8 protein-coding genes and 1 pseudogene are annotated in these 15,007 nt (G+C 63.7%); all 9 read right to left on the reverse strand.

The genetic code is table 11. The features are described 5' to 3' along the window. Positions 1 to 11: 11 nt before the first annotated feature. On the reverse strand, positions 12 to 608 hold the full coding sequence (locus GA0071312_RS16260; RefSeq protein ID WP_074445817.1) for an NYN domain-containing protein: 597 nt from the start codon (positions 606 to 608) through the stop codon (positions 12 to 14). Positions 609 to 960: 352 nt separating this feature from the next. Next, positions 961 to 1,800, reverse strand: coding sequence for an AAA family ATPase (locus GA0071312_RS16265; protein ID WP_074445818.1), 840 nt, complete (start codon positions 1,798 to 1,800; stop codon positions 961 to 963). A 24-nt stretch (positions 1,801 to 1,824) separates the two neighbouring features. After that, on the reverse strand, positions 1,825 to 3,942 hold the full coding sequence (locus tag GA0071312_RS16270) for a molybdopterin-containing oxidoreductase family protein (RefSeq protein ID WP_074445819.1): 2,118 nt from the start codon (positions 3,940 to 3,942) through the stop codon (positions 1,825 to 1,827). Between the two features lie 131 nt (positions 3,943 to 4,073). Further along, a complete protein-coding gene (ppx, locus tag GA0071312_RS16275) occupies positions 4,074 to 5,582 on the reverse strand; it encodes an exopolyphosphatase (protein ID WP_074445820.1) in 1,509 nt (502 codons plus the stop codon). A gap of 10 nt (positions 5,583 to 5,592) precedes the next feature. Continuing rightward, positions 5,593 to 7,821, reverse strand: a complete 2,229-nt coding sequence (locus GA0071312_RS16280; protein WP_074445821.1) for an RNA degradosome polyphosphate kinase — start codon at positions 7,819 to 7,821, stop codon at positions 5,593 to 5,595. Between the two features lie 856 nt (positions 7,822 to 8,677). Beyond that, positions 8,678 to 9,778: pseudogene (locus tag GA0071312_RS20630) on the reverse strand (AI-2E family transporter); the annotation flags it as partial. Positions 9,779 to 9,818: 40 nt separating this feature from the next. Then, positions 9,819 to 10,349: a CDP-alcohol phosphatidyltransferase family protein gene (locus GA0071312_RS16290; RefSeq protein WP_074445823.1), complete on the reverse strand. Its 531-nt coding sequence runs from the start codon at positions 10,347 to 10,349 to the stop codon at positions 9,819 to 9,821. Between the two features lie 135 nt (positions 10,350 to 10,484). After that, positions 10,485 to 13,961: a pyruvate carboxylase gene (gene pyc / locus GA0071312_RS16295; RefSeq protein ID WP_074445824.1), complete on the reverse strand. Its 3,477-nt coding sequence runs from the start codon at positions 13,959 to 13,961 to the stop codon at positions 10,485 to 10,487. Positions 13,962 to 14,146: 185 nt separating this feature from the next. Continuing rightward, positions 14,147 to 14,947, reverse strand: a complete 801-nt coding sequence (locus GA0071312_RS16300) for a Bax inhibitor-1/YccA family protein (RefSeq protein ID WP_083204629.1) — start codon at positions 14,945 to 14,947, stop codon at positions 14,147 to 14,149. Between the last annotated feature and the right edge of the window lie 60 nt (positions 14,948 to 15,007).

Consider the following 15,007-nt stretch of genomic DNA (forward strand, 5'->3'; position numbering starts at 1 on the left):
GGGATCAGCTTTCAATCGTCGTAACGCGTCGAGCTCCAGCCGGGTGGGCGCATCAGCGTACTCCTGCCCTCACGTACAACCTCGTCAGGGAATTGCGCCTCTCGCAGATCTTCGTCCTGAATGAAACAGACGCCCCTGGCCACCCGCCGCAAGGACGGCGCGGGCACTGGAGCCTGCGGACTGCGGGGCAAGATTGGCGGCACGATCACAACTCGTTTTTCGAGTTCCTGTGCGGCAATACGAATCGGTTCCTCCAGATCACTGTCATTCGTCAGCACGTAAGCAACATCGTAAGCATCCTGAAACGAATCGCGCACGAGATGAACACCAAGTTTGACGTCGCTGCCTTTCTCTTGCGGAATACTGGCCTTGACAAAATGAGGATGCGGTTCAGGCCATGGACAGCCATCCGGACGCGCTGCCGGTGGGTGCACGAGCCTCACCCAGCGATCGCTGATAACGAAATTTCCGGACTCGATATGAATCTCCGGCACCGTCTTCAATGCCGCGAGATAGGCCTGCTGCTTGCCAACTGCATCAGCGTCGACGCGTCCGGAGACATAAGCGGTGTAGAAATTGACGCGCACGACCGTTTCGTCATCGGCCACCAATCTCCTCGCGAGGGTGAGCAGGTTGAGCCAACGATACCCACGATTGCGTTTCAGGGGAGACTGATAGAGGTTGAACCCATCAATTTAAAAAATGGTACGCATGAAAGACCCCAAAAACTGAAGGCCCCCACGATCTCTCCTGAGGGCCTTCAGACTGATCAGCATAGCTGCCAGTGGTGTTACCGCGATCATGCATCTCAAAAACTCATCTGCAACAAAAAAGTGACCCCAAAAGGCAAGCGGACATCACTGGCAACCCAATAAGGCTAGGTGTGGTCGGCGAGAATTGCAGCAAAAAACCAATGTTCTGAAAACGGTTTTATCCAGCCTTTATGCAACCGCTCGACCTTCACCCCCGCCGGCTCATGAAGGCGAGTTTTTCGAACAGCGCCACGTCCTGCTCATTCTTGAGGAGCGCGCCGTGCAGCGGCGGGATCAGTTTGCGGGAATTGGTTTCGCGCAGGGTCTCGGGGGCGATGTCTTCCGAGAGCAGCAGCTTGAGCCAGTCGAGCAGTTCCGAAGTCGAGGGTTTCTTCTTCAGGCCGGGCACGTCGCGGGTCGCGAAGAAGACGCGCAGGGCCTCCTCGACGAGGCGTTTCTTGATGCCGGGGAAATGCACGTCGATGATCTTTGCCATCGTCGCGTCGTCGGGGAATTTGATATAATGGAAGAAACAGCGCCGCAGGAAGGCGTCGGGCAGTTCCTTCTCGTTATTGGAGGTGATCACCACGATCGGGCGGTTTTGCGCGCGCACCGTCTCGCCGGTCTCGTAGACGAAGAACTCCATCCGGTCGAGTTCGAGCAGGAGATCGTTGGGGAATTCGATATCCGCCTTGTCGATCTCATCGATCAAAAGCACCGGGCGCTGCGGGGCGACGAAGGATTCCCAGAGCTTGCCGCGCCGGATATAGTTGGCCACATCGCTGACGCGGGGATCGCCGAGCTGGCTGTCGCGCAGGCGCGAGACCGCGTCGTATTCATACAGCCCCTGCTGCGCCCTGGTGGTCGATTTCACGTGCCAGGTCAGGAGCGGCGCGCCCACGGCGCGCGCGATCTCCTCGGCCAGCACCGTCTTGCCGGTGCCGGGCTCGCCCTTCACCAGAAGCGGGCGCTCCAGCACGATCGCCGCATTGACGGCGACCTTGAGATCCTCGGTCGCGACATAATCCTTCGTTCCCTCGAAACGCATGGATGATCCTCTGTTGAAAACGCGTCAGGCGCCGGCGGCTGCGTCAGCCGGGGCCGCGATCGGCGTGATCGCCACATGATTGTCGTGGAAGGCAGCGCCGCCGAACGGAGCCGTCGCATCCGCGCCGGTAAGGGTATTGATGCCGCGACCGTCCGGATAGGCCGCGTTCGGCCAGATCGATTCGGCGATGAGCACGCCCCGGCGCAGACCGGCGAAATGACGCGCGCGCAGCATCACCGCGCCACGCCCGTTCTCCAGCCGCACCCAGCTCCCGTCCTCGATGCCCTGCTGCGCAGCATCCTCCGGGTGGATCATCACGTCGGGATGACCCTCGCGCTTGAGCGAGCCCGGTGTCTCGGTGAAGCTGGAATTGAGGAAATGCCGCGCGGGGCTGGTGGCGAGGCGGAACGGGTATTCCGCATTCGCCTCCTCCAGCACCTCCCAGTGATCCGGCAGGCCGGGCACGGCGTCGATCGGCCCCATGGGCCCGGCATTGGCCGCAGGCACTTTCGGCCAGTCGGGCCTGAAGCGGAACTTCCCGTCGCGATAGCCGAAGCCGTTGATGAAATGCGCCCGCTCGAAGGAGGGCTGGGCGTCGATGAACTTCCCGGCCTCGAGATCCGCGAGGCTCCCCCAGCCGGAATCGGCGAGCGTGCGTTCGATCAGCTCCCGCGGCGTCAGCGTGAAGCCCTCATGTTTGGCACCCAGCCGCTCGGCCAGGGCGCAGATCACCTCGTGATTGGAGCGGCACTGGCCCGGCGGATCGATCAGCTTCATGCCGAGCTGGATATATTGGTGGCCGCCGCCCTGATAGAGATCGTCATGCTCCATGAACATGGTGGCGGGCAACACGATATCGGCGTAGCGCGCCGTTTCGGTCATGAATTGCTCGTGTACGCAGACGAACAGATCCTCGCGCGCAAAACCCTGCTTCACCAGTTCCTGCTCGGGCGCGACGGAGACCGGGTTGGTATTCTGCACCAGCATCGCCTTGACCGGCGGGCCGTGGCGCAGGGCTTCCGGGTCGTTGGTGAGCACGCGCCCGATCTGCGACTGGTCGAGCTTGCGCACCTTCATGTCGAGCGCGTCGAGCCCCTCGATCACGGATTTGCGCCAATGATAGATCGCGCCGTTATTGTGGAAGGCGCCGCCACCCTCATATGGCCAGTGCCCGGCCACCGTGGCGATGCAGCTCGCGGCATGCATGGCGATGGCGCCGTTGCGCTGGCGTGAGAAACCATAGCCGAGACGCAGGAATGTGCGCTTGTTCTCGCCGACGAGCCTGGCAAAGGCCTCGATATCCTCCACGGGCAATCCCGTGATCGCCGAGGCCCAGGCGGGATCGCGGCTCTTCAGATGCGCCTCCAGCTCGTCGGGACAATCGGCGTGGCGCGCCATGTAATCGCGATCGGCATGGCCGTCGCGGAAGAGTACATGCATCACTGCGCAGGCCAGGGCCGCATCGGTGCCGGGCTTGAGCACGAGCTTGAGATCGGCCTGCTTCATCGTCGCATTGTCGTAGATGTCGATGACGACGATCTTCGCCCCGCGCTCCTTGCGGGCGCGCATGGCATGGGTCATCACATTGACCTGGGTATGCACGGCATTCGTGCCCCAGATCACCACCACATCCGATTTCGCCATCTCGCGCGGATCGGGCCCGGCGAGGATGCCGGTTCCGGCGATGAAGCCGGTCCAGGCCATGGTCGTGCAGATGGTATTATACTGGCCGGAATATTTCCTGACATTGCGCAGCCGGTTGATGCCGTCGCGCATGACAAGGCCCATCGTGCCGGCATAGTAATACGGCCAGACCGCCTCCGCCCCATGCGCCTCTTCCGCTTCGCGGAAGGCCTTCGCGGTGATATCGAGAGCCTCGTCCCAGGAGATCGGCGCGAATTCGCCCGAGCCCTTGGGACCGACACGGCGCAAGGGCTGCGTCAGCCGCTCCGGGTGATGGATTCGCTCGGCATAGCGCGCGACCTTGGCGCAGATCACCCCAGCCGTGTAGCTCTGCTCGGCATCGCCCGTCACCTTGCCGATGCTGGTGCCGTCGATGACCTCGACTTCCAGCGCGCAGGCAGAGGGGCAATCATGCGGGCAAGTGGAGGAGCGGCGCTCGATGCGGGTGGGCGCGTTCATGGCATTCCTTCAGGCGTTTCGCGTGGCGAACCGGCAAAACCGTGACGAAACGCCATCCTGCACCCGCGCCAGGCTGCTGTCGAGATCGCGTGCATGCAAACCCGGCTGGCGCATCACATGACAGGCAGGGCTCAGCCGGCCTCGATGCGCGGTTCGCGTCCCAGCAACTTGCCGAGCTGGCGCATGCGTCCGTGCAGCCGCTCACCGGCCAGCGGCGCCATGTCATCGGGCAGGCCGAGCACGATGCGGTCGCCGCGTGCGAACAAAGCTGTCTTGGGCAGGACGCCTTCCATCGCCACCGAGATCGGATACGCGACGCGGAAGGCTCCGGCGAGGATGCGCGCGAGATCGATCAGGCGCGGCGTTGCGAGGCTTTTCAGCTGCGGGCTCGCCTTGTCGATGGACAGGCCCTCGTGGCGGAAGAAGCTCGACAGGGCGAGATAGGCGCGGCCCGGATGGTCGATTCCCACAAGAGCCGCATTGGCGATGATATTGAGGCTCTGCTCGCCGCGATAATCGGGATGCGCGCGCCAGCCGATATCGGCGAGCAGGCAGGCGGCGTGGCGCAGGCGCTGTTCTGCGGGTGTCTCGGCCAGTTTCAGCGTCTCTAAAAGATGGCCAGTCCAGGAGATCAGCTCGACGCCATGGCCAGGCGAGCGAGCGCGCAGGAGATTGAAATCCGCCGCGGCCGTGATCAGCGGATCGGCGCCCTTCAACTCGTCATCGAGCCGCTCATAGAGCACGCCTTCGCGCACGCCGAGCGCCGAAGCGACGATGGCCGAAGGCTGCCCGGCGTGGATGATCTCTTCGAGAATCACGGCGCCGATCTTCATCAGCGGCCGCCGCGCCGAGGAGACGCCTTCGATCGCCTTGAGCGCATCGTCGTCGCTCGCCTGCAATTCGGCAAGAAAGGCGAGCGCGTCATCGGGGGCGATGCGGTAATCATGCATCACCCGCAGCGGATAGTTTCGCAGCGCCATATGTGCCTGGGCGAGGGCACGCCAGGTGCCGCCGACGGCATAGAAGGGGCGCCCGGTCAGGGATGAGAGCGGCGCAGCGCGCTGCAGGGCCGTCTGGACCAGCTTGCGCGCCTTCTTGAGCGAACCGCCGGACATGTCCTGCAGGGCGAGCCCGCCGATCTTGAGGCTGACACCGGGGGTGGCGCGCGCGCCCTTGATGTCGATGAGTTCGAGCGAACCGCCGCCAAGATCACCCACGATCCCGTCCGGCTCGTGAAAGCCGGAAATCACGCCAAGCGCCGAGAGTTCGGCCTCGCGGGCGCCGGAGAGGAGTTCAATTTCCTGCCCGAGAATGCCCTCGGCCTCGGCCAGGAAATCGGGACCGTTCTGCGCATCGCGGGCAGCGGCGGTGGCAAGCACATGCACCTTGCCGACCTTGATCGTGGCGCATAAAGCCTTGAACCGGGCCAGCGCGCGGAGCGCGCGCGCCACCGCTTCCTCGTCGAGCCTTCCGGTTGAAGCCACATTACGACCCAGGCCACAGAGCACTTTCTCGTTGTATATTGGTGTCGGCGCGCGGGTCAGCCCCTCATAAACCACGAGGCGCACCGAATTCGAACCGATATCGATGATGCCGACCGGACGCCCGACCTTGAGCCGACCGGGAGCCTCGTCGCGCATCAGAAAATTCTTAGTTGCGTTGTCCACGTCGCAGCAGTGACCTCGGGCTGGAGGTTTTCAGGGACTCGCCCCGGCCTGACAGGCTGGGATTGGTCATGAAGAACTTGTGGGCGTTGAAGGGTTCGTCCTCCGGCTCCGGATTGATCCGCTCGCCCGCCCCGGATGAGAGCAGGCGCCAGCTCTGCTGGTTATCAAGCAGATTGGCCAGCATGATCTGCTCCAGCACCTGCTGATGGACCGTCGGATTGTGGATCGGCAACAGCGCCTCCACCCGCCTGTCGAGATTGCGCTGCATCAGATCGGCGGAGGAGATATAGACATGCGCCTTCGGCCCGGGCAGTCCCTCGCCATTGCCGAAAGCATAGATGCGGCTGTGTTCAAGGAAGCGCCCGACGATCGACTTGACCCGGATATTCTCCGACAGGCCCGCAATGCCGGGCCGCAGGCAGCAGATACCCCGGATGACCAGATCGATCTGCACGCCGGCGCCGCTCGCCTCGTAAAGCGCGTCGATGATCTCGTGATCGACGAGCGCGTTGCATTTCAGCCAGACCGCCGCCGGGCGCCCGGCCCGGACGTGCTCGATCTCTTCCGCAATGTGCTGCAGCAGCCGCTTCTTCAACGTGTAGGGTGAGACCGCCATGCGCTCCAGCTCGGCGGGCTCGGCATAGCCGGTGATGAAGTTGAAGATTCGCGCCACGTCGCGCGCGATCACCGGATCGGCGGTGAAATAGGACAGATCCGTGTAGATCCGCGCGGTGATCGGGTGATAATTGCCGGTGCCGACATGGCAATAGGTGACAAGCTGGCCGCCCTCGCGGCGCACCACCATGGAGAGCTTGGCATGCGTCTTGAGCTCGATAAAGCCGAAGACCACCTGCGCATGGGCGCGCTCCAGATCGCGGGCCCAGCGGATATTGGCCTCCTCGTCGAATCGCGCCTTCAGCTCGACCAGAGCCGTGACCGATTTGCCGGCATCGGCGGCTTCCGCCAGAGCGGCGATGATCGGTGACTGGTTCGAGGTGCGATAGAGCGTCTGCTTGATCGCCACCACATGTGGATCGCGCGCCGCCTGGTTGAGGAACTGCACCACCGAATCGAAGGATTCGTAAGGGTGGTGGACGATGATGTCCTTCTCGCGGATCGCCGCGAAGCAATCCCCGCCCTGGTCGCGGATGCGCTCGGGAAAGCGGGGTTTGTAAGGCTTGAACTTCAGATCCGGCCGCTCCAGCGCGACGAGTTGCGACAATTCTCCCAGCGCCAGCATGCCATCGATGGTCACGCGTTCTTCCGGCGCGACATGCAGCTCGGCGGCGACGAAAGCGCCAAGATCCTCGGGCATGCGCTCCTCGATTTCGAGCCGGATCACCGAGCCGCGCCGGCGCTCCTTCAGTGCCGTCTCGAAGACGCGCACCAGATCCTCAGCCTCTTCCTCGATCTCGATATCCGAATCGCGGATCACCCGGAAGGAACCCTGGCCGATCACTTCGTAGCCGGGAAACAACCGCCCGATATGCAGCACGATGGCCTGTTCCAGCGTGATGAAGCGCATGCCGCCGTGATCGCCGTAATCGGGCAGCTTGATGAACCGGTCGATCTTCAAGGGCAAGCGGATCAGCGCATTGAGCAGCTTGCCGTCGCTCTGCCGGCGCAGCTTCAGCGCCAGCGACATGCCGAGATTGGGGATGAACGGGAAGGGGTGGGCCGGATCAATGGCGAGCGGGGTCAGGATCGGGAAGATGTGATGCAGGAAGTGGTCTTCCAGCCAGACAGATTCCGATTTCGACAGATCATCCTCACCGATGAGGGCGATCGCCTCGCGCAACAATTCGTCACGCAATTCCCGCCAGCGCGCCTGCTGATCGACCGTGAGCGTGGCGACTTCCTGGCCGATGCGCGCCAATTGCTCGCTCGGCGTCAGCCCGTCCTGCGAGACGGCGGTGAGATCCTCGCGCACCTGCCCCTTGAGGCCGGCGACGCGGACCATGAAGAACTCGTCGAGATTGTTGGCGGAGATCGAGAGAAAGCGCAGCTGTTCCAGCAGCGGATGATTGCGGTTGGAGGCCTCCTCCAGAACGCGGCGGTTGAATTCGAGCCAGGAGAGCTCGCGGTTGACGAAGCGATGCGGCGTTCCCAGCAGATCGCGGCCCTGCGGCGGCGCGCCCTTCTGCACGACCGGCGGATCCTCGACATTGGCGATCTCATCGGCATCGGCTGCTGTACTGAGGCTGGCGCGCACCGGTTCTCTCCTTCTTCGTCACCCAAAAATCGCAATCTGACGCGCCTTTGCGACATTCTGGCGACGGGGGCATCTTAATCGATCATGTTTCGCTGTCGCCCCCGGAGGAAACCCCATCCCCATCTTCTTCGCCGGATTCATCACCCTCATCCGCCGCGAAGTCGGGCAAGTCGGCGAGAATTTCCAGTGCGAGATTACGCGTCAGCCGTCGTCCCCGCCGCAGGGCTTCCCTGTCGAGCGCCGCGACGACCCGCCCCGCCTGGGCCAGCGAGCGGTCGATGCGCAGGGCGAGCGCATCGACGACACGCGTATCGACGAGCAATTGCCGATCGACGAAGAGCTTGACCAGCACCGCCTTCAAGAGCCCTTCATCTGGCGGATCAATCCGCGCGCCGGGGGCGAGCCGCAGGCGCGAGAGCAGATCCGGCGTGGCGAGTTCCCATGCGGAAGGTGGGGCGCTCGCGGTGATCAGCACGCTGGTGCCCTGTTCGCGCGCGAGATTGAGCAGGTGAAAGAAAGCCGAGTCGTCGCGGGGTCCGCGATCGGCATCCTCGATCACGAGCGCCCGGTTCGAGACGAGATAGGGCACCCGCGCCATGCTGATCTGCGCGGCATCCACCGTCCAGGCATGGGCGCGCTCGGCCCAGATCGCGGCGAGATGCGTCTTGCCGCTGCCGGGCGGACCCTCGATCAGGATGATCCGGTCGGACCAGTCCGGCCAGGATTCGATCAGGGCATGGGCGTGCTCATTGGAGGGGCCGACGAGGAAATCCTCGCCGCCATAGCGCGGCTCGAGGGCGAGATCGAGGGCGAGCTGATCCGCCTGCGCCGGTTTGCGGCGGGCCCGGTGCGGGCGCTCATTCATGACGCGGCTCCGCAACCTCTGTAACCGCCTCGCTCTCCCCCGATAATAGCTGCTGGCGAGATAGCGGCGCAGTCCAAAGCGCATCAGAACACCCACCGCCGCCGCGAGTGGTACCGCCATCAGCAGGCCCAGAAAACCGAACAGCGACCCGAAAGCGAACAGCGCGAACATCAGCCAGACCGGATGCACACCCACCGACGCACCCAGCAGTTTCGGCTGTAGCACGTTGCCCTCGACGAATTGCCCGGAGAAGAAGATGACGAGGGTCATCACGATCCAGAAATATTCCGGCCAGAACTGAACGATCGCGACGCCGGCGGAGAGCAACAGCCCGGCGAACGAGCCGACATAGGGGATGATGCTCAGCAATCCCGCAGTAATGCCGATCAGCGCACCGAAATTCAGCCCGATCAGGCTCAGCCCGATGGCGTAGAAAGCGCCGAGAATCAGGCACAGGGCCGCCTGCCCGCGCACGAAACCCGCGAGCGCCGTATCAATCTCGCGAACCAGCCCCCGGATGGTGTCGCGATGGCGCAGCGGCAGCCAGGAATCGACCCTGGCCACCATCTTGTGCCAGTCGATCAGGAGGTAGAAGGCGATGACCGGCGTCACGACCAGCAGGGACATGACGGACAGCAATGTCTGTCCGCCGGCGAGGATCGATCCGAGCAGCGTCAGCAGGTAGCCGGAGGCATCTCCGGCCATGTCACGGATGGAGCTTTCGACGTCCCGCCCGGCCTCTGCGCCCCCGACCAGTTCCAGCAGCGGTCCGCCATGCTCGTAGGCGAGGCGCTGGAGCTGGCCGACGTAAGACGGCAGCATCTGCAGGAAGGCATTCAATTCCCGCACCGCCAGCGGAACGGCGATGATGAGGACGAGCACAAAGACGATGACGAACAGGCTGAGGATCAGCAGCGTCGCCCCGAGCCGCCCCAGCCCCAGACGCTGGAGCCGCGTGGCAACGGGATCCAGCAGATAGGCCAGAGCCAGCCCGGCGACGAAAGGCAGCAGGATGCTGCTGAAAAGCCACAGGAACAGAACGAAGACGACGAGCGCCGCGATCCAGAATCCGAGTTGCTTCTGTATGGTCATCGAACCCTCGGCAAAAGCGGCGCGAACGCGCAGGATCTGGTCACCGGGTCATGTGCCGCAACCAGATCACGAGATAGGCGCCGGCGGTGATGACGGTCAAGACCGCAACACCCCACAGCATGAAAGTCTCGACTTGCGGCGCGGCGAGGCCAAGCGCGAGCAGGCCCAGAACCAGCGCCACATAAGCGATCTGCAAGGCCGTGTTCACTTTCGAGATCATCAGCGGTCGGACCTTCATCGGGCGCGTCAGCTGCCCTGCCACCAAGAAGGCCATGACGATCATCGCATCGCGAAACGCCACCAGGATGGCGATCCAGACCGGAATTTCGCCGACCAGTGCGAGTGTCACGAAGATGGAGATCACCAGGGCCTTGTCGGCGAGCGGGTCGATCATTGCGCCGAATTCGCTGCGCATGTCGAACCGCCGCGCAATATAACCATCGACGCCGTCAGAAATGCCTGCGATCACGAACATGGCAAAGGCCAGGCCCCAGGCACCCTGCAGGATTGCCAGAATGACGAGCGGCACGAGAACGAGGCGAAAGATCGTGATCAGATTGGGAATGGTCATGCAATACGCCCCCCGCATCGCCGATGGTTAGCAGGCGTATTGAACGGGTCAAGCAATCATCGCGCGCCAAGTGTCCCTGGCAGACTTGCCCCTGGCAGACTTGCCGCTGGCAGACTTGCCCCTGGCCAACTGCTTTCACTGCGCAGCATAGACAATAAGCAGATCCTTGGCGTCGATCTGCTCGCCAGGCTGGACGAGCACCTCCGCGATGCTGCCGTCGCGCTCGGCATGCAGGGCGCTTTCCATCTTCATCGCCTCGATCGAGAGCAGCACGTCGCCCGCCTGGATCTTCTGACCGGCGGCAACGGCGATGGTCGAGACGATGCCGGGCATCGGCGCGCCGATATGGGTGACATCCCCCGGCGTCGCCTTGCGCCTGACCTTGCCTGTCCCCGCCCCGTGCGCCCGGTCGGGAACCTTGATGCGCCGGGGCTGGCCATTGAGCTCAAAGAAGACCGTGACCATGCCCGTCTCGTCGGTCTCACCGAAGGCGAGGCAGCGCACGACGAGCGTCTTGCCGCGCTCGATCTCGACGAGGATCTCCTCCTCCTGCGCCATGCCATAGAAGAAGTTTGGCGTGGGCAGGCGGGAGACCGGGCCGTATTCCTCCGAAGCGCGGGCGAAATCGGTGAAAACCTTCGGATACATCAGCCAGGAGGCGAATTCCGCGTCACTGACCGGGCGTTCGAGCTCGCCTTCCAGCGTCTTGCGATCGGCGTCGAGATCGGCCGGCGCGAGCAGCGCACCGGGGCGTTCGGTACCGGGCGCCTCGCCCTTGAGCGCCTTGGCGGTGATCGCCTCGGGCCAGCCGCCGGGAGGTTGGCCGAGATCGCCGCGCAGCATGGCGATGACGGAATCGGGGAAGCTGATATCCTTGTCGGGATCGGCCACGTCGGCCACGGTGAGATCCTGCGCCACCATCATCAGCGCCATATCGCCTACCACCTTGGATGACGGCGTCACCTTGACGATGTCGCCGAAGAGCAGGTTCACGTCGTGATAGGCCTGCGCCACCTCGTGCCAGCGGCTCTCCAGCCCCATCGAGCGGGCCTGCTCCTTGAGATTGGTGAACTGCCCGCCGGGCATTTCGTGCAGATAGACCTCCGAGGCCGGACCCTTCAGATCGCTCTCGAACGCGGCATACTGGTTGCGTACCGCTTCCCAATAGAACGAGATCCGCCGGATCCATTCCGGATCAAGCCCGGGATCGCGCTCATGGCCGCGCAGGGCCTCGACCAGCGAGCCGAGGCAGGGCTGGGAGGTATTGCCGGACAAAGCATCCATCGCCGCATCCACCGCATCGACACCGCTGTCGATCGCCGCGAGGACGGTGGCTGCCGCGATGCCCGATGTGTCATGCGTGTGGAAATGCAGCGGCAGGTCCGTCTCCTCGCGCAGGGTCTTGAACAAGACCCGTGCCGAGGCCGGTTTCAGCAGTCCCGCCATATCCTTGATGGCGATGATATGCGCCCCCGCCGCCTCCAGCTCGCGGGCGAGCGCGACGTAATATTTGAGATCGTATTTCGGGCGGCTCGCGTCAGCGAGATCGCCGGTATAGCAGATCGCCGCCTCGCACAGTCTGCCCTCCTCGCGCACCGCATCCATGGCGACGCGCATGTTCTCGACCCAGTTGAGACAGTCGAACACCCGGAAAAGGTCGATCCCGCCCGCCGCCGCCTGCCTGACGAAATAGCGCACGACATTGTCGGGATAATTGGTGTAGCCCACACCGTTCGAGCCGCGCAGCAGCATCTGCAGGAGGATGTTCGGCGCCTCCTCGCGCACCAGCGCCAGCCGCTCCCAGGGGTCCTCGGTGAGGAAGCGCATGGCGACGTCGAAAGTCGCCCCGCCCCAGCATTCGAGCGAGAACAGTTCCGGCAGGGCGCGCGCATAGGTTCCGGCAATGCGGGCGATGTCATGCGTACGCATGCGCGTGGCGAGCAGCGACTGGTGGCCGTCGCGCATGCTGGTATCGGTAAAAAGCACCCGGTTTTCCGCACGCATCCAGGCGGCGAATTTCTCCGGACCCAGCGCATCAAGGCGCTGCTTCGTGCCCGCACGCGGCTCATCCGGGCAATAGGGAATCACGGGCGCCGCCGCTTCCGCGTCCGGGCGGGCGCGATCGCGGGTCTCGGGATGGCCGTTGACGCTGGCATCGGCCAGATAGTTCAACAGCCTCGTCGCGCGGTCCTGCCGCTTGACCTGGGTGAACAGCTCCGGCGTCTCGTCGATGAAGCGCGTGGTATAGGCATTGGCGCGAAATTGCGGGTGGCCGATCACCGCTTCGAGGAAGGTGAGATTGGTGGCCACACCGCGGATGCGGAATTCACGCAGGGCCCGGTCCATCCGTGCGATCGCGTCTTCCGGATTGGGCGCCCAGGCGGTGACTTTCTCCAGAAGCGGATCATAGAACCGCGTGATCACCGCCCCGGAATAGGCCGTACCGCCATCGAGGCGGATACCGAACCCGGTCGCGCCGCGATAGGCGGTGATGCGCCCGTAATCGGGGATGAAATTCTGCTCGGGATCTTCCGTCGTGATGCGGCATTGCAGGGCGTGGCCGTGGAGCCTGATATCGGCCTGTTCCGGCACGCCGGATTCCGGCTCACCGATCGCGGCCCCCTCGGCAATACGGATCTGCGCCTTGACGATATCAATGCCGGTCACCTCCTCCGTCACCGTATGCTCGACCTGGATGCGCGGGTTCACCTCGATGAAATAGAACTGGCCCGTATCGGCATCCATCAGGAATTCGACGGTGCCGGCGCCGATATAATCCGTCGCATCCGCGAGTTTCAGCGCGTAGCCGGCGATCTCTTCGCGCTGGCTGGCGTCGAGATAGGGTGCGGGCGCGCGCTCGACGACCTTCTGGTTGCGGCGCTGGATCGAGCAGTCGCGCTCGAACAGATGCACGCGATTGCCATGCCTGTCGCCCAGCACCTGCACCTCGACATGGCGGGCGCGCTCGATGAGCTTTTCGAGATAGACCTCGTCCTTGCCGAAAGCGGCCTTCGCCTCGCGCTTGCCCTCGAGCACCTCGCGCTCGAGACTGTCAGCGGAACGGATCGTGCGCATGCCGCGCCCGCCGCCGCCCCATGAGGCCTTGAGCATGACCGGATAGCCGATCGCATCGGCCATTTCGCGCACCCGCGCCATGTCATCCGGCAGGGGCTCGCTGGCCGGGATCACGGGAACGCCGGTCTCGATGGCGAGATTGCGCGCAGCCACCTTGTTGCCGAGCGCCGTCATGGTCCGGGGCGTCGGGCCGATGAAGATGATGCCGGCATCCGCGCAGGCCTGCGCGAATTCCGGGCTCTCCGAGAGCAGGCCGTAACCGGGATGGATCGCGTCGGCGCCGGAGAGCTTCGCGACGCGGATCACCTCCTCGATCGAGAGATAGCTCTCGATCGGCCCGAGATCGCGCGGCAGATGCGGACCGCGCCCGACCTGATAGGATTCATCCGCCTTGAAGCGATGCAGGCCGTACTTGTCCTCTTCCGCCCAGATCGCGACGGTGCGAATCCCCAGCTCGTTGGCGGCGCGAAACACCCGGATGGCGATTTCCGAGCGGTTGGCCACGAGAATCCTGGCGATCGGACGGTTTGCAGACATGACGCATATCCCTCAGCGCGTGATTGCCGCGTGAGTTTATATGCGATGCAACATCGCGCAAGAGGCTTGTCGCCCGCCCGCAACATGAACCGTCCAAGCTTTTGGATTTCCAACAGAAAGCCCCCGATCCGGGCGGGATCGGGGGCTTTCGCATCATTCCGCGACCGGTCGAACCGGTGCGTTCCTCACTCGCGATCGCCGAGCAGCATGAGCAGGAACTGGAACATGTTGATGAAGTTCAGGTAGAGCGACAGCGCACCCATCACCGATGCCTTCGTGGCGGTGGCGGCGTCGAAGTTGTTGAACAGGTACATCTCCTTGAGACGCTGCGTATCCCAGGCGGTGAGGCCGGCAAAGATCAGGACGCCGATCACCGAGACGGCGAAAGCCAGAGCGCTCGATTCGAGGAAGATGTTCACGACCATGGCGATGACCAGACCGATCAGACCCATGAACAGGAACGTGCCCATCCCCGACAGGCTGCGCGTCGTGGTGTAGCCGTAGAGGCTCAGGCTGCCGAAGGCGGCGGCCGTGATGAAGAAGACCTGGACGATCGACTGGCCAGTAAAGACCAGGAAGATCGACGACATCGAGATGCCCATCAGCGCCGCGAAGGCGAAGAACATGATCAATGCCGTGCGTGGCTGCAGGGTCTCGATCTTGAACGAGAAGAAGAAGATGAAGGCCAGCGGCGACAGCATCAGCACCCAGCGCAGCGGGCTATCGTAGACGGCTGCCCCAATCGCTGTCAGAGGGACGCCGTTCAATACCGCGACCGCCTCCTGCGGGGAGCTGGCAACGGAAAGCATGTAGGTGCCGAGCGCGACCAGCCCGGTGATGCCGAGGCCGATCACCATGTTGTTGTAGACGCCGAGCATGAACGCGCGCAGGCCCTGATCGATCTCGGCCTGCGACCGCGCCCGGGTCCCGCTCGCGGCAGCAGCGGCGGCAGCTTGGGTATGACGGTTCTGTTCGTTGATTTGCATCGTATTCCTCTACAGAAGATGCCTGTCCGGCATTCGCATCGGGCACCCCGTCCCTTCCGT

The sequence above is a fragment of the Saliniramus fredricksonii genome, assembly GCF_900094735.1.
Taxonomy (GTDB): Bacteria; Pseudomonadota; Alphaproteobacteria; order Rhizobiales; family Beijerinckiaceae; genus Saliniramus; species Saliniramus fredricksonii.